This window comes from Clostridium sp. AF34-10BH (genome assembly GCF_003478095.1).
In the GTDB taxonomy this organism is placed as follows: Bacteria; Bacillota; Clostridia; order Lachnospirales; family Lachnospiraceae; genus Acetatifactor; species Acetatifactor acetigignens.
Genome location: NZ_QUEC01000001.1, coordinates 350,125 through 370,697, shown reverse-complemented (window position 1 = coordinate 370,697; position 20,573 = coordinate 350,125). Strand labels below are relative to the sequence as shown.

Genomic DNA, 20,573 nt, shown 5'->3' with positions numbered 1-20,573 from the left:
AGTATCAAAGTTTTCGTACCAATAGAAAAAGATATTGAAAAGGAGCAGAAAAATCTTTCTGCTCCTGAATAGTGATCTTAGAATGTAAACTTATCTGCAAAGTAAGCATCCAGATCTTTGATAGCAACACGCTCCTGCTCCATGGAATCACGGAAACGTACGGTAACGCAACCGTCTGTCTCAGAGTCAAAGTCATAAGTTACGCAGAAAGGAGTACCGATCTCATCCTGACGACGATATCTCTTACCGATATTTCCTCTGTCGTCAAATTCACAGTTATACTTCTTGGAAAGCTCTGCATAAATCTTCTCTGCACCTTCGTTCAGCTTCTTGGACAGAGGCAGTACACCGATCTTCACGGGTGCCAGTGCCGGATGGAAACGAAGCACGGTACGCATATCTCCGCCGTCTAACTCTTCCTCATCGTAAGCTGCGCACAGGAAAGCCAGAACAACTCTGTCCGCACCCAGAGAAGGCTCGATAACGTAAGGGATATACTTCTCCTTCTTCTCATCATCGAAGTATGTCATATCCTCGCCGGAGGTATTGGCATGCTGGGTCAGATCGTAATCGGTTCTGTCCGCGATACCCCACAGTTCGCCCCAACCGAAGGGGAACAGGAACTCGATATCGGTAGTTCCCTTACTGTAGAAGCACAGTTCCTCAGGAGAGTGATCACGAAGTCTCATCTCGTCTTCCTTGATGCCAAGAGACAGCAGCCAGTCACGGCAGAAGCCTCTCCAGTACTGGAACCACTCCATATCGGTGCCGGGCTCGCAGAAGAACTCCAGCTCCATCTGCTCGAACTCTCTGGTACGGAAAGTGAAGTTACCGGGTGTGATCTCATTACGGAAAGACTTACCAATCTGTCCGATACCGAAAGGAATCTTCTTACGGGAAGTTCTCTGTACATTTTTGAAGTTAACGAAAATACCCTGTGCAGTCTCGGGTCTTAAGTAAACGGTGTTCTTGGCATCCTCGGTAACACCCTGGAAGGTCTTAAACATCAGGTTGAACTGACGGATATCGGTAAAGTTATGCTTGCCGCAGGTAGGGCAGGGAACATTATGCTCTTCGATGAAATTCTTCATCTCTTCCTGGCTCCAGCCGTCTACACTGCCTTCGATGGCAATACCGTTCTCCTCACAGAAATCCTCGATCAGCTTATCCGCACGGAAACGCTCATGACATTCCTTACAATCCATCAGAGGATCGGAGAAACCGCCCAGATGTCCGCTGGCTACCCATGTCTGGGGATTCATCAGGATCGCACAGTCCACACCTACATTATAGGGGCTCTCCTGAATAAACTTCTGCCACCATGCCTTTTTCACATTGTTCTTCAGCTCTACGCCAAGGTTACCGTAATCCCAGGTATTTGCCAGGCCTCCGTAAATCTCGGAACCGGGATATACAAAACCTCTTGCCTTCGCCAGGGCTACGATCTTCTCCATTGTTTTTTCCATGTCAGTACCAAACCTTTCTTGCTCTATATTTGTATTGCTGTATAACTTACTTTTTCATCAGTATCGTAACGACACCGTCGGACTGTGACGCATCCACATAACCGTCCTCTCCCATGACAACTCCCTCACTGAGATACAGCACCGGGTAGGGACAATAAATATATGCGCTTGCATTTGTAATGATCAGATGATTCTTTTCCAACGCCTTGTCCAGCTTCTCAGAATCCGCCGGAGTGCCGTCCGCTGCGTTTACAAATTCCCGATTCACCGTGAGTCCCTGTGCCAGCGCTTCCACTCTGGTCCCGTAGAACAGGTCCTGTTCGTTGTACTCGGCATAACTGTCCGTATCGGCGAACTCCTGTACCACCTGCACCATGGCTCCGTCTCCCAAAACCTGCACCGTTTTCACATTCATGGGATTCTCTGTAGCCTCTGTATGTGTGGCATTGAATTCCTCAGCCTCTTCCTCCACCATCTGTGTAAGACCGTCCAGATTGTAGAAGTCTTTGTCAAAAGTATTCACCAGATAAGAGGTCACTTTGCCGTCCTTCTCCACCACCAGAGAGGTATTCTCTACAGTCTCGGGAAGCTTTGCCGCCTGACCGCAGCCTGTGAGGGACAGTATCAAAAGCCCCGACAATCCTGCCGTAAGAAACTTTTTTATTCTATTCTGCCTCATAAATGAGTCTCCTTTTTTGGCATCAGCCATAACCGATTTTAACATAGAGTTTTCAGTATTTCAAGACTTTTGAACGACCTGTCCATGAAACGCTTCCGATATTCCGACGCGATCTGTGAAAGTTCTGCAAGAACCTTGTCCGATACGGTAAAGGTATATAACTTTTCCACAGAACTCTCCGCTATGTAATTCAGTGCATACCGTGTGGATTCTTCCAGTTTGCGCTCCTCCGGTACTCCCGGATATTCTCCGTTGACAACGATGGCCTTCAGTTCAAAAATACTGCGCACCAGTTCATTGGGAAGTGCCGGTGCACACAAAGCCCGCAGCGACTGGTAGACCAGTTTCATCATTTCTTTCTCATCGTTGTTCTCCCGGCAGTAAAAATCCGCCACTTCCGCGAAATACATACCGTAGCATGCCCCCACGTAGTCCGTCATCAGTTCCGGAAAATAGTTCCGGATCTCTGCTTCCGATATCGTATAAGAGTTCCGTCCTTCATACAGACGAAAAGAGCCAAAAGCAAAAGGGTTGGTCGCTGCAGCCAGCCGGTTACCGGGCTTTCTGGCCCCTCTGGCAAAAGCAGTGATCTTCCCTTTTTCTCTGGTAAGCAGGCATACGCGCCTGTCATATTCACCGAAAGGTGTCTGTTTTAATACAATTCCCGTTACATACAGGGATTCCTGCATGATCCAACCTCCCCTGCGGACAGGTCTGTACGCCCCTCCGCTCTGCAATCCACCAGGGGGCTTTTACATTCCGCACCAGCCAAAGGTTTCTCCTTTTCCGCGCTCTGCAGGTATTTCAGGTAATCCTCCACTCTGCCGGTATGTTCAAATTGCTGCCAGTAATTCGTGAATTGCATCTTACGCATCCCCCTCTTCTATCAGTGTATTATCCTCTGTAAAAATAGGGTCTGCAAATTTCGTTTTTCTATTCGCCCATCTCAATGTCTTTCGGATTATATCCGAAGTTTTTCAATAAGATGTCGCTGTCTCTCCAGTCCTTCTTCACCTTCACCCAAAGCTGCAGATTGACCTTCATTTCCAGCATATCCTCGATCTCCGGGCGGGCCTGGGAGCCGATCTTTTTCAGCATTTGTCCGCCTTTGCCGATAATGATACCCTTGTGGGAATCTCTCTCACAGATGATCGTGGCCTCGATGTCACAGATCCGGCCTCTCTCCTTCATGCTTTCCACCGTCACGGCAATACCATGAGGAATTTCTTCGGACAAAAGTCTCAGAGCCTTTTCACGGATCAGCTCCGCCACGATCTGACGCATGGGCTGGTCGGTGATGGTATCTTCATCATAAAATGCCGGGCCGTAAGGCAGATATTTTAAAATACACTGGATCAGCACATCCGTGTTGTCTCCCTTCAGTGCGGACACCGGAACGATCTCCTGGAAATCCAGTTCTTTGCGATAGGTATCGATGAACGCCAGGATCTCTTCCTTTTTCACGGTATCCGTCTTGTTGATCACCAGAATCACGGGAGTCTTGGTCTTCTTCAGCTGCTCAATAATATGACGTTCTCCGGCACCGATAAAGTTCGTGGGCTCCACCAGCCACAGGATCACATCCACGTCGTTCAATGTATGCTCCGCAACATTGACCATGTAATCGCCCAGCTTGTTTTTCGCCTTATGAATACCGGGAGTGTCCAGAAATACGATCTGTCCCTCGTCCAGTGTCAGCACCGTCTGGATACGGTTACGGGTGGTCTGGGGTTTGTTGGATGTAATGGCAATCTTCTGTCCGATCAGTCGGTTCATCAGTGTGGACTTTCCTACGTTGGGACGTCCGATCAGTGTGGCAAAGCCGGATTTGTATGCCGGATTTTCGTTCATTATCATTTCTCCTGTTCTTGTCTTTTTCCCTGACACTTTTCTGTCAGCCGCCGGTCCGTCCGGCTTATCTTATAGATTCTCACTCATTGCTGTTTTGTGTGGCTACCGTATTCTCTGCTGTATTCTCTGCCGTGTTCTGCAAAGTCTTCTGCATTCTTGCTTCCTCTTCGGCGAATTTTTTCTTTTCCTCCGCCCGGATCCGCTTCGTGCGCTTCCTGATCTTTTTCAGGATCAGTACAATGATCACGATCACGATGGCCCAGATCACCAGATAGGGGATATGGATCACGAACCAGATGGCTGCTTCCTTAATACCCTCGCCGATACTCTTTAAGCTGTCCATAAAGCCTGCAGAAATACGTTCCCATGTGGTCTCTTCCTCTACCGGAGTATAGACCTCTACTTCATCAATATAGAGGTATACGGTGCTGTAGTCAACCTGATTATCATAACTTCTCAACTGGGATTCCATACTTTCCAGCTGGTATCTCACATCGGACAGGCGCTGTTCGATGGTAATGATGTCTTCGATGCTCTCCGCCTGTTCCAGCAGCTGCAACAGTCTCTCCTGTTCCGTCTGCAGGGCATCCCTGTGACTTTGCAGATCCACATAGGTCAGTGTCACATCCTGTACATTCTCCGAACGACTGGTCACATTGCCCAGCTCTGAGACCGTATTTTGGAACTCCTCCAGTCTGTCCTTCGGGATGCGGATGGTCAGATTGGCATTCCTTGTAGAACGATAACTATAATATGTACTGCCGTTATAGGCATCCAGACTTTCGATATAGCCGCCGAGCTCTGTTACTTTATTCTCTACCGCGCTTAACAGCTTATCATACTCCCTGGTCTCGACATCCATATTCACGGTCTTGATCAGTTTCCGGTCTGCTGTGGCTGCAGTCTCCTCAGGCACTGTAGTACTTGTGTCCTGAGCATTTCCTGCGGAATCGTACCCTTCTGTCATGCCAAATCCATCTTCATAAGCGGACGCCTCCGGTGCAGCTGCCTCCTTGGAAGCAACAGCATAATCCGCATCCATGAGATCACTGATTCCGTAACTGCCGTTCGATGAGCTGCCGCAGGCGGTCAGCGATAATATCATGCCGGCAGTGAGCAACCCTGTAATGATCTTTGTTTCAAAATTTCGTTTTTTCATAACCCTCTCCGTTCTGCGGACGGCATCCTGACAGCCTGTCGGATCCGCCTGCTGTTGACTTTTTATTGTTCACCTCTATAAACGAAATAATATCACAAAAGTTCTTTATTTATTTGATCTTTTTACGATTCAGAACCACTTTTGCAAAATCGCAGCTTTCCTTTTGCCGTTTTAAAAAAGATTTTCCACCTTCAGGAATCTCTCCTGTTCCTCCTTTATCTTAGAAGCCGTGCCTACGACACAGAGCAGATCCTCCTGCATAAATGCACGGATATGTGCGGACAATGCACGGATATCCTCTTCGGTAGCCGCCAGTAGTTCGTCGCGTTCTCTCTGTAAAGTGGCATTATCCAGTCCTGTCATATAGGCACTCAGGGAATACAGTCCCTTTGCCGCCGGATTCATGGGTACGTCCAGATCACTGACCGCACCGATGATATACTGGGTCATGGTACGTTCATCTGCTGTGAACTCTGCAATGGCATCTGAAGCTTTCTCGTAAGTTTCAATGGTCTTGCCCAGATTCGGATCTCTGTAGGAGACAAAGTAGCTGTCACCGGATCTGCCGAAGCTGCACATGCAGCCGTAGGCACCACCCTTGACACGGACATTAACCCACAGATATTCATACCCCATCATGACTTTGAGTACTCTTAATGCTCCCGTATATTGCAGTCCACTCTTGCGGAAATTACCGGCACGGCATACGTAATTGACCTGACCGGAGGTTAAGAAACCTTCGTTTTTCCGGGAGGTTTCCGGAATGTAATGTTCTTTTTCCACGTTTTCCATATAAAGTGCTGCTTTGAAAGCCTCCACCGGAGCATCTAAAAGAGCCACGGCTTTTTCCTCACCTACGAAATCCACCATGAGGTTTTCCGGACGGAAGATCATTTTCACTAAGGTCTGTAAGATTTCCACCAATTCTTCTTTTTTCTCGTCAAAATGAGCTTCCAGATCCGTGATCAGACGATAGAACGGGATACCGGAAATCTCTTCGCTCACAGCTCCGGGAATACTGCCGTAGGATAAGGCTCTTCCGGCCGCCACACTGTGTCCTCCGGAGGTCATCTGTGCCTGCATCCGGGACTTGCCCTCCGCCAGAATCTCATACAGTCTCTTGGCATCCGTAAAATCACTGGTCATTACGATCTCACGCATCAGATCGATTGCTTCCGCAAGGCGGTCATAAAATACCTTCGTCTTCAGTTCCAGAGTCAGTATAAACTGATCCGTATCCTGCAGCTTGCCATAGACATTATTTACCGCAGCCATGCCGCCGGTGACCAGATTCATCTCGTTAAACAGATCTCCATAAGCATAATGCTCCGTATTTAACAGTCCCAGGCAGCCCTTCAAAATGCCGATATACGGGAAATATTTACCGGGGATCTGATCCAATTTGAAGATCAGACGTAAATAGCCGATGCCGTTTGTAAACAGATCATGATACAAAAGTGTGGTATCTCCAATGCTCCGCACTTCGTTCACCGGCAGATTTGCCTCTTTCTTCATATCTTCCCGTTTTAACAGAGGGATTTTCTCCAGATCTTCCTTTGCGTCTTCGCTCTCCTGGAATTCGGTCAGCTTCTGGAAGGTCTCCTTCACGTTCTCGATCTCTTCCGGACTCATGGCAGCTTTCACCTGTGCCATCTTTTCCCGCTGTTTCTGCTCCTGCTCTTCCAGAAGTCCCAGCTTCGGCTGCAAGATCACCACGCTGCGATGGGTATTGTCCAGCAGATATTTCTGTACCAGACCCTCAAAATATCCGGTCTTCACTTTCCCTCGAAGTTCAGCGAAAGTCTCGTTGGCCTCAATGTGAATGAACGGCAGTCTGTCATCGTACAGCCAGCTGTCCAGCACCTGTAAACCGTACATAAGTCCCTTGGGGTAGGAACCGAAATCCGCCTCTCTGTATTTGAATTCATAATAATTGATGCCGGCAAGCAATGCCTTTTCGTCGAAGCCGTCCTTTACCAGCTTTTTCAGCACTTCTTCCGTTACCTGTAAAAATTCCTGTTCTTTCTCTACGGAAGTGTCCTTCGCCACCACACTGAAATAGGGCTGGCGGATACCATTCTCATAGATGCTGTAGACATCCTTACCCACACCACAGTCCACCAGGGCCTGTTTTAAGGGTGCTCCTGGAGCGGAACACAGGGCATAGTCCAGGATCTGGAACGCAATGTAAAGCTTCGGATCCAGACTATTGCCCACGCAGAAGTTCTGGGACAGGTAGGTATTCTCCTCCTCGTCCTCTCCCTCGCCGATGGGACATTCCCTGACAATACGATTCGGTGTGGTAAATGCCGCCTCTTCCGTCACTTCGGAATCCACCTCAAGGGCATCGTAGGCAGACAGATAATGCTCATCGATAAAGGTCAGTTTCTCCGCCATATCCATATTGCCATAGAGATAGATATAGCTGTTGGAGGGATGATAGAATTTCCGGTGGAAATTCAGGAATTCTTCGTAGGTCAGCTCGGGGATCGCTTCCGGATCACCTCCGGATTCGCAGCCGTAGGTGGTGTGAGGATACAGGGAATTCATGATCTCCCGCTCCAGCACATCATCCGGAGAGGAAAAAGCACCCTTCATCTCGTTATAGACCACACCGTTGACTTTCAGCTCCTCGTTGTCACCTTCCAGCTCATAATGCCAGCCTTCCTGTCGGAAAATAGATTCGTTTTTGTAAATATTCGGGTAAAAAACCGCATCCAGATAGACATGCATCAGGTTCTGGAAATCTTTGTCATTGCAGCTGGCCACGGGGTATACAGTCTTGTCCGGATAGGTCATGGCATTTAAGAAAGTGTTCAGAGACCCCTTTACCAGTTCCACAAAAGGATCCTTCACCGGGAATTCCTTCGATCCGCATAATACGGAATGTTCCAGAATATGGGCTACACCGGTGGAATCCTTGGGTGTGGTGCGGAAACCGATATAGAATACCTTGTTCTCGTCATCATTGGATACAAGTGCCACCCTTGCTCCGGTCTTCTTGTGGCGGCACAGATAGGTCACGCTGTTAATGTCCGGGATCTGCCGTTTCTCTATAATCTCATATGTGGATAAATCTTCTACTCTCATTTCTGATGTGTCCTCTTTTATTCTATCTTAATCGATTTCTCCGTGCTACGCACTCTCGAAATCGTAACGACCATTCGCAATCCGGACTATCGTCCTTCTTGCTCATGTTCGTTTGCTCCCCTCATAGAAAGCCTTCGCCGCCTGCAAGCAGTCGCTCATGCTTTCTATGGGTGAGCTTAATCTGTCAAAACGCGGCCAGTGCCAGCTTGCTCATGGAGATTTCCTGAATCACGACACCCTTCGCCTCTTTCTCCTCCGGTGTCATGGCAACTAATTCCCGGATGTTCAATTCCTTCGTGACATAACGCTTTTTGCCTCTGCCGAAAATCCTTTTTTTCTCCTCGATGATATTGATCTTCACCCGAGCCTTGATCCGGTCGTAGATCTTCACAAGAAAACTGTCCGGCTTCAGATAATACAGATGAGTCTCCAGCGTATCCTGGGGATCCACCTCTTTTTCCGCTAAAATATAGCGTTCCACGATCAGGCGGAATTTAAACGCCACCTCGTCCTGATCCAGCAGCTCTGCAAAGGTATATTTTGCGCCTATGTAGACCTTTGCCGTATCCTGCAGGCTGTATTTATAATTCTCATAAACTGTCTTTTGCATTGTTGTCGATATCCTCAATCTTGAAACCGCTCATTCTTATGGCATCCTCGATCATCTTGCGGGACATACCGGTCTCTTCCATCAGTTCCTCCGTGGTCACCTTGCGGTGCAGTTCTTCCGCCAGTTCTCTGGCCTTATCCGCTACCTTGTTGACCTTATCTTCCACTCGCTTGTCGATCTTGGAATTTTCTGCATGTTCGGCAATGTATTCTTCCATGGCATCCATGATCATTTTGCCGAGCATTCCCTCGACTTCGTCCGGCTTCTCCAGACTGCCCAGCATGGTCACACCGAAGGAAAGCGCCAGATTGCCTTCTCCCACCAGATCTTCCAGCAGGACACCCTGTCCGGCATAGAGTTTTGCGATCTCTGCCACATCCGCCAGATGCAATTCGATCAGGCGCTGCTGCGCATCCGTCTCTCCCGCCATGGCTGCGATGGAAAATGCCAGTTTTTCACCGTCACTGTAGGTCGGTAATGCTGCTACTTCATCCAGATATTCCTGTAAGTAATCCTTTTCTTCCTCCGTCAGGAATTCATCGGGATCCATAGGCTGTCCAATACCGATTTTATGTTTTAACAGATAGTCAAATACCATCTGCAGCTGTTCATTGCTCAGATCCAGCTCGGCGAATGCTTCCCTTACCTGTTCTTCGCTGATGCAGTTGCCCTGCTCCTTGGCGGTCTTGCGGACCTGCTCTAAGGTCTGGGCAAATAATACTTCTTTGTTCATATAGGGTCTCCTTTATAATAACATCACTTTCTCCGCGCTTCGCGCATTGCCTGCAAGCAGTCATGCCATATGCCTCTTGCAATAATACACTTTCTCCGTGCTTCGCACTCCCGAAAGTGTACAGACATTCGCAATCCGGACTATTTTATGTGCTCATGGGTAAACAAATGATACTGGCAATATTCGTAGTTGCCGTTACATTTGGAGCAGAAACGGAACTCCAGATTCGGATCGTCCTCTTCTGTCCGTCCGCAGACGGCACATTTGTGTCTTGTGACTTTCGCCCGTCCAGCATTGGATTTTCGTTCGAACTGCGCCTTGCGGTGCATCTGTTTCGGCGAGATACGGCTGCGATGCAGTCTGTAAAAGTATAACACAAAGTTCAGCAAAGATGCCACTACCGCGAATTTAGTAAATAAGTTTCCTGCGATCACGGTATAGATCATCAGTACCGCATCCAGGATTCCCATCCATTTTACTTTCACCGGTATCACGAACATCAGCAACACCTGCATATCCGGATACGTAGCAGCAAAGGCAAGGAAGATCGACAGGTTGATATAATACGTGCTGAACGCATAAGAACCGCTGTAAAATACCAGGGAAGCCGCTTCCGTACTCATGCCGCCGGTGATCAGATATGCCACACCCATGCACAGGAAGCTTCCGATAATCGTAAACAGCATGCCGGAAAAGATATACACATTATAGCGATAAGTTCCCCAGGTACGCTCCAGCGCCGTACCCAGACTATAATAGAAAAACAGCATAATGATTGTGAAGATATCCAGACTTTCCGGAGGAACGATCACCCAGGTCACCAGTCTCCAGACTTGTCCGTGCAGGATCCGGTAAGGGTCCAGTGTCAGAAATCCCAGCAGATTATTGCCGGCTGCTTTTCCCATCAGTTCGATCACATATCCCGCCACATAACACATGATCAATACCATGGTCAGGTTATGGATCGCATATTTTCCAAACTTTTTTTCGAATTTGCTCATAAAACAATGTCTCCATAAATAGTTATATTTTGATTTTTCTCTATCGAGATTGTAACATCCGGAAGAGAATAAGTAAACTGCACGTTCTCTTTTTTCAGAGTTTTCCCGAAAAATTTAAGTTACATTTTACAAAACTTTAACAACTAAACTCCCCCATTATTCGTTGCATTGTGGTGTTTTTTGTCGTATAATTAGAATGTTTTGTTGATGAAAAAAATGCATTAAATAAGTAGATTTATTTTTATTTCAGGAAGGATGTATCACATGAATTCACAGGAAAAATACGCAACTCTCGGCATAGATATCGGTTCCACCACTGTCAAGATTGCTATTTTGGACGAAGAACACAATATTTTATTTTCCGATTATGAGCGTCACTTCGCCAATATCCGGGAAACTCTGTCTGAGCTCCTTAAGAAAGCTTATGACCAGCTGGGAGAATTGCAGCTGCACCCCATGATCACCGGTTCCGGCGGTCTGACACTGGCCAACCACCTCGGCGTTCCCTTTACTCAGGAGGTCGTAGCCGTGGCTACTTCCCTGCAGGAGCTGGCACCCAAGACCGATGTAGCCATTGAATTAGGCGGTGAGGATGCGAAGATCATCTATTTCGAAGGCGGTAACGTGGAGCAGCGTATGAACGGCATCTGCGCCGGCGGTACCGGTTCCTTCATCGACCAGATGGCCAGTCTGATTCAGACGGACGCTTCGGGCTTAAACGAATATGCGAAAAATTATAAATCCCTCTACACCATTGCTGCCCGCTGTGGTGTATTTGCCAAAACCGATATCCAGCCTCTGATCAACGAAGGTGCTACCAAGGAAGACCTGTCTGCTTCTATTTTCCAGGCAGTGGTGAACCAGACAATTTCCGGTCTGGCCTGTGGTAAGCCGATCCGAGGTCACGTAGCTTTCCTGGGCGGGCCTTTACATTTCCTGTCTGAACTGAAAGCTGCCTTTATCCGTACCTTAAATCTGGATGACGAGCACATCATTGACGTGGACAACTCCCATCTGTTCGCAGCCATCGGTTCCGCACTAAATGCGAAGGAGGAAGTCTGCATCAGTCTGTCTGACATGGTGAAAAAGCTGTCCTCCGACATCAAGATGGAGTTCGAAGTAGAACGTATGGAGCCTCTGTTTGCGGACAAGGCTGCTTATCAGGAATTCGTGGAGCGTCACAGCAAGCATCACGTGACCACTGGAGACTTACAGTCCTATCAGGGCAAGGCTTTCCTGGGTATCGATGCCGGTTCCACCACCACGAAGATCGCTCTGGTAGGTGAAGATGGATCCCTGCTGTACTCTTTCTATTCCAGTAACGACGGAAGCCCCTTGAAGACAGCGATCCGTTCCCTGAAGGAGATCTACTCTCTCCTGCCCGAAGGCGTGGAGATCGTACGCTCCTGTTCCACTGGTTACGGCGAAGCGTTGATGAAAGCTGCTTTTCTGCTGGATGACGGCGAGGTAGAGACCGTGGCCCATTACTATGCCGCTGCTTTCTTTGACCCCAGCGTAGACTGTATCTTAGACATCGGCGGTCAGGATATGAAGTGCATCAAGATTAAAAACCAGACCGTAGACAGCGTACAGCTGAACGAAGCATGTTCCTCCGGCTGTGGCTCCTTTATTGAGACCTTTGCCAAATCCCTGAACTATACCGTGCAGGATTTCGCTCAGGCTGCCCTGTTTGCAGAGCATCCTATCGATCTGGGTACCCGTTGTACCGTATTCATGAACTCCAAAGTAAAACAGGCGCAGAAGGAAGGCGCTTCCGTAGCAGATATCTCCGCAGGACTTGCTTACTCCGTTATCAAGAATGCTTTATTTAAGGTAATCAAAGTCTCCGATGCTTCAGAGCTTGGTAAAAATATTGTGGTACAGGGCGGTACTTTCTACAATGACGCTGTTCTGCGCAGCTTTGAGAAAATTGCAAACTGCCAGGCGATCCGTCCCGACATCGCCGGTATCATGGGTGCTTTCGGTGCGGCTCTGATCGCCAGAGAACATTACGAAGACGGTTATGTGACCACAATGCTGGATTATCAGAAGATCTGCGATCTCCAGTTCGAGACCAGCATGGCGAAATGTAAGGGTTGTACCAACAACTGTCGTCTGACCATCAACAAATTCTCCGGCGGCCGTCAGTTCATCTCCGGCAACCGCTGTGAACGTGGTATCGGTGGTCAGAAGAATGCCCACAATGTACCGAATTTATACGAATACAAATTACATAGACTGTTCTCTTATGAATCTCTGGACGCTGACAAGGCTCCCAGAGGTGTAGTTGGTATCCCCAGAGTGCTGAATATGTACGAGGACTATCCGTTCTGGTTCACCTTCTTCACCGAACTGGGCTACCGCGTTGTGCTCTCTCCCAGCTCCAACCGTAAGATCTACGAGCTTGGCATTGAATCCATCCCCAGTGAATCCGAGTGTTATCCGGCGAAACTGGCTCACGGCCATGTGACCTGGCTGATTCGTCAGGGAATCAAGTTCATCTTCTACCCTGCGCTATTCTATGAGCGCAACGAGTTCGAGGATGCCAACAACCATTACAACTGCCCTATCGTTACTTCTTATTCTGAGAATATCAAGAATAACGTAGAGGAAATCGCCGGCGGTGAGATCACTTTCCGCAATCCGTTCATGTCCTTTAGAGATCTTGGTACCGTGACGGATGCACTGACGAAGGAATTCACCGAGATTCCCGCCGCAGAGATCGCCGCAGCCTGCGAAAAGGGTTGGAAGGAACTGGCAAATGCCCGTCACGATATGGAGAAAAAGGGCGAAGAGACTCTGGAATACTTACGCAAGACCGGCAAGCGCGGTATCGTGCTGGCAGGCCGTCCCTATCATGTAGACCCGGAGATCAACCACGGTATTCCCGAGCTGATCACCTCCTACGATATGGCCGTACTGACAGAGGATTCCATCTCCCATCTGGCAAAACCGGAACGTCCTTTGATTGTATCCGACCAGTGGATGTACCATTCCAGACTTTACGCTGCCGCAAGCTATGTAAAGACGGTGGAGAATCTGGATCTGATCCAGTTGAATTCCTTCGGCTGCGGTCTGGATGCCGTTACCACCGATCAGGTGAACGATATCCTCTCCGGCTCCGACAAGATCTACACCTGCCTGAAGATCGATGAAGTCAACAACCTGGGTGCGGCCCGCATCCGTATCCGTTCCCTGTTGTCTGCAATCCGTGTCCGTGAAAAGATGGGCAAGCACCGCAACATCCGTTCTTCCGCTATCGAGAAGGTACCGTTTACCGAAGAGATGCGTAAGGACTATACCATCATCTGTCCGCAGATGTCCCCGATCCACTTTGAGATCTTGCAGCCTGCGTTCAATGCCTGCGGTTACAATTTCGTGGTATTGGACAACGATAACAAGCACTCTGTGGATGTTGGTCTGAAATATGTTAACAATGATGCCTGCTATCCTTCCCTGCTGGTAGTAGGTCAGATCATGGAAGCTCTGCTGTCCGGTAAATATGACCTGAACAAGACAGCCATCATCATGAGCCAGACCGGTGGCGGATGCCGTGCGACGAACTATATCGGCTTCATCCGTCGTGCCTTGAAGAAAGCAGACATGGGGCAGATTCCCGTTATCTCCCTGAACCTGGCAGGTATCGAGAGCAATCCCGGCTTCCATCTGAATGCGGATCTGCTGTTACGTGCCGCTGTGGGTGCGGAATTTGGTGACATCTTCATGCGTTGTGTATATCGGATGCGTCCTTATGAAGCAACTCCGGGTTCCGTGGATGCTCTGCACAAAGAATGGCTTGCGAAGGTACAGAAATTTGTCTCCGCGAAGCATATCAGCATTCCGAAGTTCCGCAGGATGTGTACCGAGATTATCCGGGATTTCGATGCGGTTCCGGTACTGGATATCAAGAAGCCCCGTGTCGGCGTGGTCGGTGAGATTCTGGTGAAATTCTCTCCTGCAGGCAACAATCATCTGGTAGAGCTGCTGGAGAGCGAAGGTGCGGAGGCTGTAGTACCCGACCTGATCGACTTCATGCTGTACTGCTTCTACAACCAGATCTACAAAGCAGAACACTTAGGCACCAGCAAAAAGACTGCAAAGATTTCTGCGCTGGGTATCTGGGCCATCGAACATATCCTCCGTGGCTCTGCCGTGAAGGCTTTTGAAGAAAGTAAGCATTTTGATCCGCCTACCAACATTTACAAGATCGTCTCCTATGCGGAACCGATCGTATCCATCGGCAACCAGACCGGTGAGGGATGGTTCCTGACCGGTGAGATGGTGGAACTGATCAAGGAAGGCGTACCGAACATCGTATGTACCCAGCCTTTCGGCTGCCTGCCGAACCACGTGGTAGGTAAGGGCGTTATCAAGGCTCTGCGGAAGGCATATCCTTCCTCCAACATCGTAGCCATCGACTACGATCCCGGTGCCAGCGAAGTCAACCAGCTCAACCGAATCAAACTCATGCTCTCCACCGCCCAGAAGAATCTGAGGAAGGGCGAAGGAAGCGCGGAATAAAACATTTATAGTCTGAAACCACTGCCCGCGGCAAGGGATTCCATTGGAATTCCATGCCGTGGGTGTTTTGTATTCAGATCTCTTTTCCCAAACAAACATCTTCTCAAAATCTCCCCTGTCATGTTATAATACACTCAGATATGCTTGTGCCTTCAAAAGTGCCCGCTCTATTGCTTATCTGCATGTCCCACAATGTTCATTTATCTCCATTTTCGCTAAAAGCTGTTTTCCGGCTATTTTAGTACAAAATTTCTCATATTTTTTCTTTTTTTGTATCTATTTTACCCTTTTTCTTTATTTTGATACAATCATCCCTTTTTCCACTTGAAAATTAGACTTTTTTGTATTTTTTTCTGGTATTTTATCCTATTTACACCAAACCATTTTGAAAGGAGTTTTTTATGATTCAGAATTTAGACACTCGCCTTAATAAATTACAGACACAATGTGACTACCTACGCCGCAAAATTTCCGCCTTTCCAGAAGGAGAATTATCCATTCAAAAAAATGGATCTTACCAACGCTGGATTATCAGAAAAGAGGAACAATCTGTATATTGTCCTAAATCAAATCGTTCTCTTGCAGAGATTATGGCCTTGAAAAAATACTACTCTCTTCTGCTACTGGAAGCCGAAGAAGAATTTTCTCTGCTAAGTTCCTATAAGAAAATTTCATCCTCACAAAGCCGCTCCAGGAAATTATCCTCCTCTGACCTTCTAGAGGAATCTTCACCATATTATGAATTGCTGCAAAGTCATTTTGCGAAGGACAAGCTTCCGGTATCGATGCAGAAATGGTGTGCGGAAAGCTATGAAACAAACAGTTCTCACCCGGAAAATCTAATTCATACTACACTGGCGGGACATAAAGTCCGTTCCAAATCCGAGGTTATCATCGCCAATCTTCTGTACACAAATCATATTCCATATCGTTACGAGGCAGCTCTGGCCTTAAATGAGTTGACAGTCTATCCTGATTTCACGATCCTGCATCCCACCACGCAGCAGTTCTTCTACTGGGAACACTTCGGGATGATGGACAAGAACAATTATTGTGATGCTGCCTGCAACAAACTCAAGTCTTACTGCTACAACGGAATCTTTCCGTCCATGCAGCTGATCACCACTTACGAGACCGGCAAGGTTCCCATTCGTTCAGAACAGGTACAGCAGATTATCACGCAGTACTTTTTATGATATGATGAAGCAAAATCACTTGCTTGCAAGTGTGATTTTGCGAAATGCATTGAGTGAGCTGTGCTCACGATATAATGAGCGCAAGAGAGCCAACATGCTTGCATGATTGGCGATAACCAAACGGGCACAAAAAAAGACCGGGCGTGTATCGGCCTCCAGTCATTAGATTGATTCTGTTTCTAACTTTTGGGCGGTACAGCTCCGGTTCTTTAAGGTGAGCAAGCTCTCTTTCACCTGCAATCTCACGATGCATTTGCGCTGCGGTTCTCAATGTATTGTTGCAAGACTTCGGTGACTTCCTCCGGTGCCAGGCCGGCATCCTCGATCAGGTCACTTACTGCCTCCAGTTCTTTGCGCCTCTTCTGCTCATATAATTCTTCCAGTTCCCGTTCCTCGGATTCAATGCGGATATTCAGCGCATTGATCAACTCCTGTTTTGCCTGGATCTTTTCCTCCAGGGATTTTCTCTGTCCTCTTGGCATATACTGTGTGCTCCTTTCCTTATGGCAATACTATCGAAAAGGCCATTCATCAGGGATCACAAGCGTAGCATAAGCTGCCGTGATCAGTCATGAATGGCCTGATATGTTACAGTATATGGACAACATTGTAAAAATATACCATATGTCTGTTAATATTATACCGCTATAATTTTTGTCCTATCGGAACAAGCGTCCACAGATATTTTTCTTTGCTCACATCAAATCTGTCGGACCTAGCCCAGGTTGTCTACTGCCGCCTTCAGCTTGTCCAGTGCAAGCTCTAGAGTTGCTCTTGGGCAGGCAATATTCACTCGCTGGAAGTCTGCTCCACTGGGTCCGAACATTGCTCCGCCATCCAGCCAGAGTCCCGCTTTCTCTACGATAAACTGATCCAGTTCCTTGCCGGAAATCCCAAGTTCACTGCAATCCAGCCATACCAGATAAGTACCTTCCGGCTCTACCAGATGAATCTGTGGAATTTTCTCCTGCAGATATGCTCGCAGGAAATTCAGATTCTCAAGCAAATAAGCTCTCAACTGATCCAGCCACTCCTGTCCGCCACGATATGCAGCCTCGCAGGCTACCGCTCCCAACGCATTCGGCTCATCGTATCCGGTCTTGTCGATTTCCTTCTGGAATGCTTCCCGCAATGTCTCATTTGAGATAAAAATATTGGAAATCTGTAAGCCTGCCAGATTGAAGGTCTTACTGGGTGCGGTGCAGGTCACGGTGAACTCCGCAAAACGGGGATCCACATTGGCAAACACCGTATGCTCAAATCCGGGATATACAAAATCATTGTGAATTTCATCACTGACTACGATCACATGATGGCGCAGGCAGATCTCTCCCAGCTGCTGCAGTTCCTCTCTGGTCCATACTCTGCCCACCGGGTTATGAGGGTTGCACAGAATAAACAGTTTTATATGTTCCTGCACGATCTTGCGCTCGAAGTCTTCATAATCTATGCTGTACTGCGACTTTCCTTCAGTTACCCTTTTTTCGTATACCAATGTATTATCAATCACCCTACGGTCATTGTCCCTAATGATATTGGTAAAGGGATAATACACCGGATTTTGGATCAAGACCGCATCTCCCGGCTTTGTGAAAGCTTTTACCGCTGCACCCAGTGCAAATACCACACCGGGGGTCTTCATGATCCACTCTCTCTTCGTCTTCCAATTATGGTTTTTTTCCATCCAATTGGTTATGGCATTATAATAAGCATCCTTAGGCTGGGTGTATCCGTAGATTCCATGATCTACCGCCGCGTGAAGGCTTTTCGTAATCTCCTCCGATACTGTAAAGTCCATGTCTGCGACCCACAGTGGCAGCACATCCGCAGGCTTGCCTCTCTCCACGGCATAGTCGTACTTCAGGCAGTTCGTTCCCTTACGATTTATAATTTTATCAAAGTTGTATGTAGCCATACGAATCCTCTTACCTTTCGACAACCTGCGAGCTTTCTGCCTGTGGCCCCAAGTTGCAGGTTAAATTTTTCTGTCAATCGTACCTATTCTACCAGGACCTTCTGCACGTCCTGACTCGTTGCGTCTGTTGTGGGACTTCCGTGAAACTTTCCGCGGAACTGGCTAAATTACTATGTATACCAATCACCCCCCTCAGGCAAAAGCCTGCACCAGGTCTGCCAGCAGGTCATCGATATTCTCAATACCAACGGACATTCTCAGAAGCTTCTCGTCCACTCCAAGGGCCTCTCTGACCTCTACGGGTACATCTGCATGGGTCTGCTTCATGGGATAGGTCAGAAGACTTTCCACGCCTCCCAGGCTTTCTGCAAAACGGATCAGCTTTACGCTCTCCAAAATTTTAACAGCTTTCTCCGCAGAATTCAATCGGAAAGAAATCATTCCGCCGTATCCGCTGCACTGTCTGTCAATCAGCTCCTTATCCGGTCTGGAATCCAGTCCGATATAATAGACTTCTTCCACTTCCGGTCTCTGTTCCAGCCAGTGTGCGATGGCCAGAGCATTCTTCTGGTGCTGTTCCATGCGGACTGCCAGTGTCTTGATACCGCGGAGTAACAACCAGCTGTCAATCGCAGACAGACAGGCTCCTGTAGTCTTGTAGATATTATAGAGCTGGTCATACAGAGCATTATCCTTCACCACCAGAAAACCGGACAAAGTATCATTATGTCCTTCCAGATATTTGGTTCCACTGTGTACCACGATATCAGCTCCTAATGTCAACGGCTTCTGGAAATAAGGAGACAGAAATGTGTTATCCACGATCAACAGGCATCCATTCTCATGCGCAAGATCTGCAATTGCCTGAATATCCGCTACTTTCATCATCGGATTGGACGGTGTCTCCAGATAGATAGCTTTTGTCTCCGGGCGCAACGCTGCCTTCACCGTATCCACGTTGGAAGTATCTACACAATCCACGGAAATACCATTCTTGTGACTGATCATGTTCCACAGTCTTAATGTTCCGCCATACAGATCATCAGTAGCGATCAGATGATCTCCGGGAGAAAAGATTTCCATCATTGCAGTGATTGCCGCCATTCCCGTAGAAAATGCCAGTGCCTCTGTTCCCTGTTCCAACAGAGCAACCGTCTTCTGCACTTCGTCTCTGGTGGGGTTGCTGCAGCGGGAATAATCATATCCCGTACTCTTCCCCAGTCCCGGATGCGCATACGCCGCATTCTGATAAATGGGCATGCTGATGGCGCCGAACGGATCCTTTCTCTCATTACTTCCCTGGACACATATGGTCTCTGCTGCAAATGCCATCTTTTTCTCCTCCTATGTCTATGTATACTATATTATTCCCTTTATATTTCCTACTGTTCCAGTAGGTATAGTATATATTTATCATAGTACATAGAAAAAGTCAAGTTTCTATTCCATATTTACCAATAAAGTTTCATTTCTTTCTCAGCTTCCTGCTCTGAGATATTCAGTTTCAGTCTCACCTTTTGTAAAGTTTCTTCATAACTGGTATTAAAATCCTTGCACATTATAATAATTCCTTGCGCAACTCCCTGAGAAATCCCCTGCGAAATTCCCTGTGCAATCCCTTTTCTTGTATACTGATCAAATAATTCACACACCCTGATCTCATCCTCCTCTTTGATTCCCATTTCTTTTAATGCATCTCCGGTATCATCAACATTTGTATCTCCGGATAATACCCGTAGCATCTTAACTGTTGCTTCTTTATGAATCACTTTCCGGTCCGACCGATAGCCATCTCCCTCTGCAAGATAATCCACGATGATTCTCATATCACTTTGAAAAAGCTCTCGTATTTCTCTGGGTAAATGACGCATTTCCCAAACATGAAGTTGTACATCATCTACATACTTCCATATAATATCTGCAGTCGCCCCTTCTTCATCGAATAACCGTTGCAAACTGCATACCCCTTTCCACCTGCTCTTTCCCCAGTATAACACAATTTCTATCACAGGATATAGGCTCGGATTTTGTTTTTCATATTGTCTGCGGTATTCTCCACCTGCATACCCGGCCTTGCGCAATACCATGCCCTTATCCACCTTTGTCTGATTGGCAAATAAATACAATACCTTAGGCACCCCATTTACTACATGGTACTTTGCTACATCTTCCAATTGATTTCGCAATCCATTTTCTTTATCCAAGTAAAGACTCTCAGTAGCCGCCGACAACATTTCATAATCTTTAACCCTTCTTCTCCCTTCATGTAACAGAACATTAATTATGTCCACCGCCACATCCGCATAGCTTTCAAAATTTTTCGTCACAATATCGTTTGTTTCCAATAGTTTC

Annotated in this window: 16 protein-coding genes; 2 read left to right on the top strand and 14 right to left on the bottom strand. The window is 47.5% G+C overall.

The genetic code is table 11. The features are described 5' to 3' along the window. Nucleotides 1-77: 77 nt before the first annotated feature. From DWZ61_RS01710 to DWZ61_RS01665, 10 genes are all read right to left on the bottom strand, one after another. Nucleotides 78-1,466, bottom strand: coding sequence for a glycine--tRNA ligase (locus DWZ61_RS01710; protein WP_118537218.1), 1,389 nt, complete (start codon nt 1,464-1,466; stop codon nt 78-80). A 46-nt stretch (nt 1,467-1,512) separates the two neighbouring features. Continuing rightward, entirely contained in the window at nt 1,513-2,145 is a 633-nt protein-coding gene (locus DWZ61_RS01705) for a hypothetical protein (RefSeq protein ID WP_118537217.1), read from the bottom strand. 38 nt (nt 2,146-2,183) lie between these two features. Then, on the bottom strand, nt 2,184-2,834 hold the full coding sequence (gene recO, locus DWZ61_RS01700; protein ID WP_022313378.1) for a DNA repair protein RecO: 651 nt from the start codon (nt 2,832-2,834) through the stop codon (nt 2,184-2,186). Next, entirely contained in the window at nt 2,813-3,010 is a 198-nt protein-coding gene (locus tag DWZ61_RS01695; protein ID WP_118503323.1) for a hypothetical protein, read from the bottom strand. Before DWZ61_RS01695 ends, recO begins: the two co-directional genes overlap by 22 nt. Before the next feature lie 68 nt (nt 3,011-3,078). After that, complete coding sequence (gene era, locus DWZ61_RS01690; protein WP_022313376.1) at nt 3,079-3,996, bottom strand: GTPase Era; 918 nt, start codon at nt 3,994-3,996, stop codon at nt 3,079-3,081. A 79-nt stretch (nt 3,997-4,075) separates the two neighbouring features. Continuing rightward, nucleotides 4,076-5,155, bottom strand: coding sequence for a DUF4349 domain-containing protein (locus tag DWZ61_RS01685; protein ID WP_118537215.1), 1,080 nt, complete (start codon nt 5,153-5,155; stop codon nt 4,076-4,078). 171 nt (nt 5,156-5,326) lie between these two features. Further along, nucleotides 5,327-8,245 (bottom strand): insulinase family protein, encoded by a 2,919-nt coding sequence (locus tag DWZ61_RS01680; protein WP_118537214.1) that lies wholly within the window; start codon nt 8,243-8,245, stop codon nt 5,327-5,329. A gap of 184 nt (nt 8,246-8,429) precedes the next feature. Then, a complete protein-coding gene (locus DWZ61_RS01675; RefSeq protein WP_022313373.1) occupies nt 8,430-8,855 on the bottom strand; it encodes a hypothetical protein in 426 nt (141 codons plus the stop codon). Then, nucleotides 8,836-9,588 (bottom strand): hypothetical protein, encoded by a 753-nt coding sequence (locus tag DWZ61_RS01670; RefSeq protein ID WP_117464941.1) that lies wholly within the window; start codon nt 9,586-9,588, stop codon nt 8,836-8,838. Before DWZ61_RS01670 ends, DWZ61_RS01675 begins: the two co-directional genes overlap by 20 nt. A gap of 140 nt (nt 9,589-9,728) precedes the next feature. Then, nucleotides 9,729-10,589: a hypothetical protein gene (locus tag DWZ61_RS01665; protein WP_117568658.1), complete on the bottom strand. Its 861-nt coding sequence runs from the start codon at nt 10,587-10,589 to the stop codon at nt 9,729-9,731. Between the two features lie 264 nt (nt 10,590-10,853). Here DWZ61_RS01665 and DWZ61_RS01660 point away from each other — a divergent pair, with 264 nt between their 5' ends. Together DWZ61_RS01660 and DWZ61_RS01655 are read left to right on the top strand one after the other, a co-directional pair. Next, a complete protein-coding gene (locus DWZ61_RS01660; RefSeq protein WP_118537213.1) occupies nt 10,854-15,110 on the top strand; it encodes a 2-hydroxyacyl-CoA dehydratase in 4,257 nt (1,418 codons plus the stop codon). A 590-nt stretch (nt 15,111-15,700) separates the two neighbouring features. Then, the gene (locus DWZ61_RS01655; RefSeq protein WP_118537212.1) at nt 15,701-16,306 is read left to right on the top strand and encodes an ATPase; all 606 of its coding nucleotides are present in this window, start codon (nt 15,701-15,703) and stop codon (nt 16,304-16,306) included. A 242-nt stretch (nt 16,307-16,548) separates the two neighbouring features. Here the strand turns inward: DWZ61_RS01655 and DWZ61_RS01650 are convergent, their stop codons facing one another. From DWZ61_RS01650 to DWZ61_RS01635, 4 genes are all read right to left on the bottom strand, one after another. After that, nucleotides 16,549-16,788 (bottom strand): hypothetical protein, encoded by a 240-nt coding sequence (locus DWZ61_RS01650; RefSeq protein ID WP_022313368.1) that lies wholly within the window; start codon nt 16,786-16,788, stop codon nt 16,549-16,551. A gap of 233 nt (nt 16,789-17,021) precedes the next feature. Continuing rightward, nucleotides 17,022-18,221, bottom strand: a complete 1,200-nt coding sequence (locus DWZ61_RS01645; protein ID WP_118537211.1) for a MalY/PatB family protein — start codon at nt 18,219-18,221, stop codon at nt 17,022-17,024. Nucleotides 18,222-18,413: 192 nt separating this feature from the next. Beyond that, the gene (locus tag DWZ61_RS01640) at nt 18,414-19,553 is read right to left on the bottom strand and encodes a PLP-dependent aspartate aminotransferase family protein (protein ID WP_118537210.1); all 1,140 of its coding nucleotides are present in this window, start codon (nt 19,551-19,553) and stop codon (nt 18,414-18,416) included. Between the two features lie 119 nt (nt 19,554-19,672). Beyond that, nucleotides 19,673-20,566 carry an Rpn family recombination-promoting nuclease/putative transposase gene (locus tag DWZ61_RS01635; protein WP_118537209.1) on the bottom strand — a complete coding sequence of 298 codons (894 nt, stop codon included), beginning with the start codon at nt 20,564-20,566 and terminating at the stop codon, nt 19,673-19,675. Nucleotides 20,567-20,573 lie beyond the last annotated feature (7 nt).

What these genes read in the sequence shown, in the direction of transcription:
- DWZ61_RS01705 (WP_118537217.1), bottom strand. Translation starts at nt 2,145, where the DNA reads ATGAGGCAGAATAGAATAAAAAAGTTTCTTACGGCAGGATTGTCGGGG.
- DWZ61_RS01685 (WP_118537215.1), bottom strand. Translation starts at nt 5,155, where the DNA reads ATGAAAAAACGAAATTTTGAAACAAAGATCATTACAGGGTTGCTCACT.
- DWZ61_RS01710 (WP_118537218.1), bottom strand. Translation starts at nt 1,466, where the DNA reads ATGGAAAAAACAATGGAGAAGATCGTAGCCCTGGCGAAGGCAAGAGGT.
- DWZ61_RS01695 (WP_118503323.1), bottom strand. Translation starts at nt 3,010, where the DNA reads ATGCAATTCACGAATTACTGGCAGCAATTTGAACATACCGGCAGAGTG.
- DWZ61_RS01660 (WP_118537213.1), top strand. Translation starts at nt 10,854, where the DNA reads ATGAATTCACAGGAAAAATACGCAACTCTCGGCATAGATATCGGTTCC.
- DWZ61_RS01640 (WP_118537210.1), bottom strand. Translation starts at nt 19,553, where the DNA reads ATGGCATTTGCAGCAGAGACCATATGTGTCCAGGGAAGTAATGAGAGA.
- DWZ61_RS01655 (WP_118537212.1), top strand. Translation starts at nt 15,701, where the DNA reads ATGGCCTTGAAAAAATACTACTCTCTTCTGCTACTGGAAGCCGAAGAA.
- DWZ61_RS01665 (WP_117568658.1), bottom strand. Translation starts at nt 10,589, where the DNA reads ATGAGCAAATTCGAAAAAAAGTTTGGAAAATATGCGATCCATAACCTG.
- DWZ61_RS01650 (WP_022313368.1), bottom strand. Translation starts at nt 16,788, where the DNA reads ATGCCAAGAGGACAGAGAAAATCCCTGGAGGAAAAGATCCAGGCAAAA.
- DWZ61_RS01680 (WP_118537214.1), bottom strand. Translation starts at nt 8,245, where the DNA reads ATGAGAGTAGAAGATTTATCCACATATGAGATTATAGAGAAACGGCAG.
- era (WP_022313376.1), bottom strand. Translation starts at nt 3,996, where the DNA reads ATGAACGAAAATCCGGCATACAAATCCGGCTTTGCCACACTGATCGGA.
- DWZ61_RS01675 (WP_022313373.1), bottom strand. Translation starts at nt 8,855, where the DNA reads ATGCAAAAGACAGTTTATGAGAATTATAAATACAGCCTGCAGGATACG.
- DWZ61_RS01645 (WP_118537211.1), bottom strand. Translation starts at nt 18,221, where the DNA reads ATGGCTACATACAACTTTGATAAAATTATAAATCGTAAGGGAACGAAC.
- recO (WP_022313378.1), bottom strand. Translation starts at nt 2,834, where the DNA reads ATGCAGGAATCCCTGTATGTAACGGGAATTGTATTAAAACAGACACCT.
- DWZ61_RS01670 (WP_117464941.1), bottom strand. Translation starts at nt 9,588, where the DNA reads ATGAACAAAGAAGTATTATTTGCCCAGACCTTAGAGCAGGTCCGCAAG.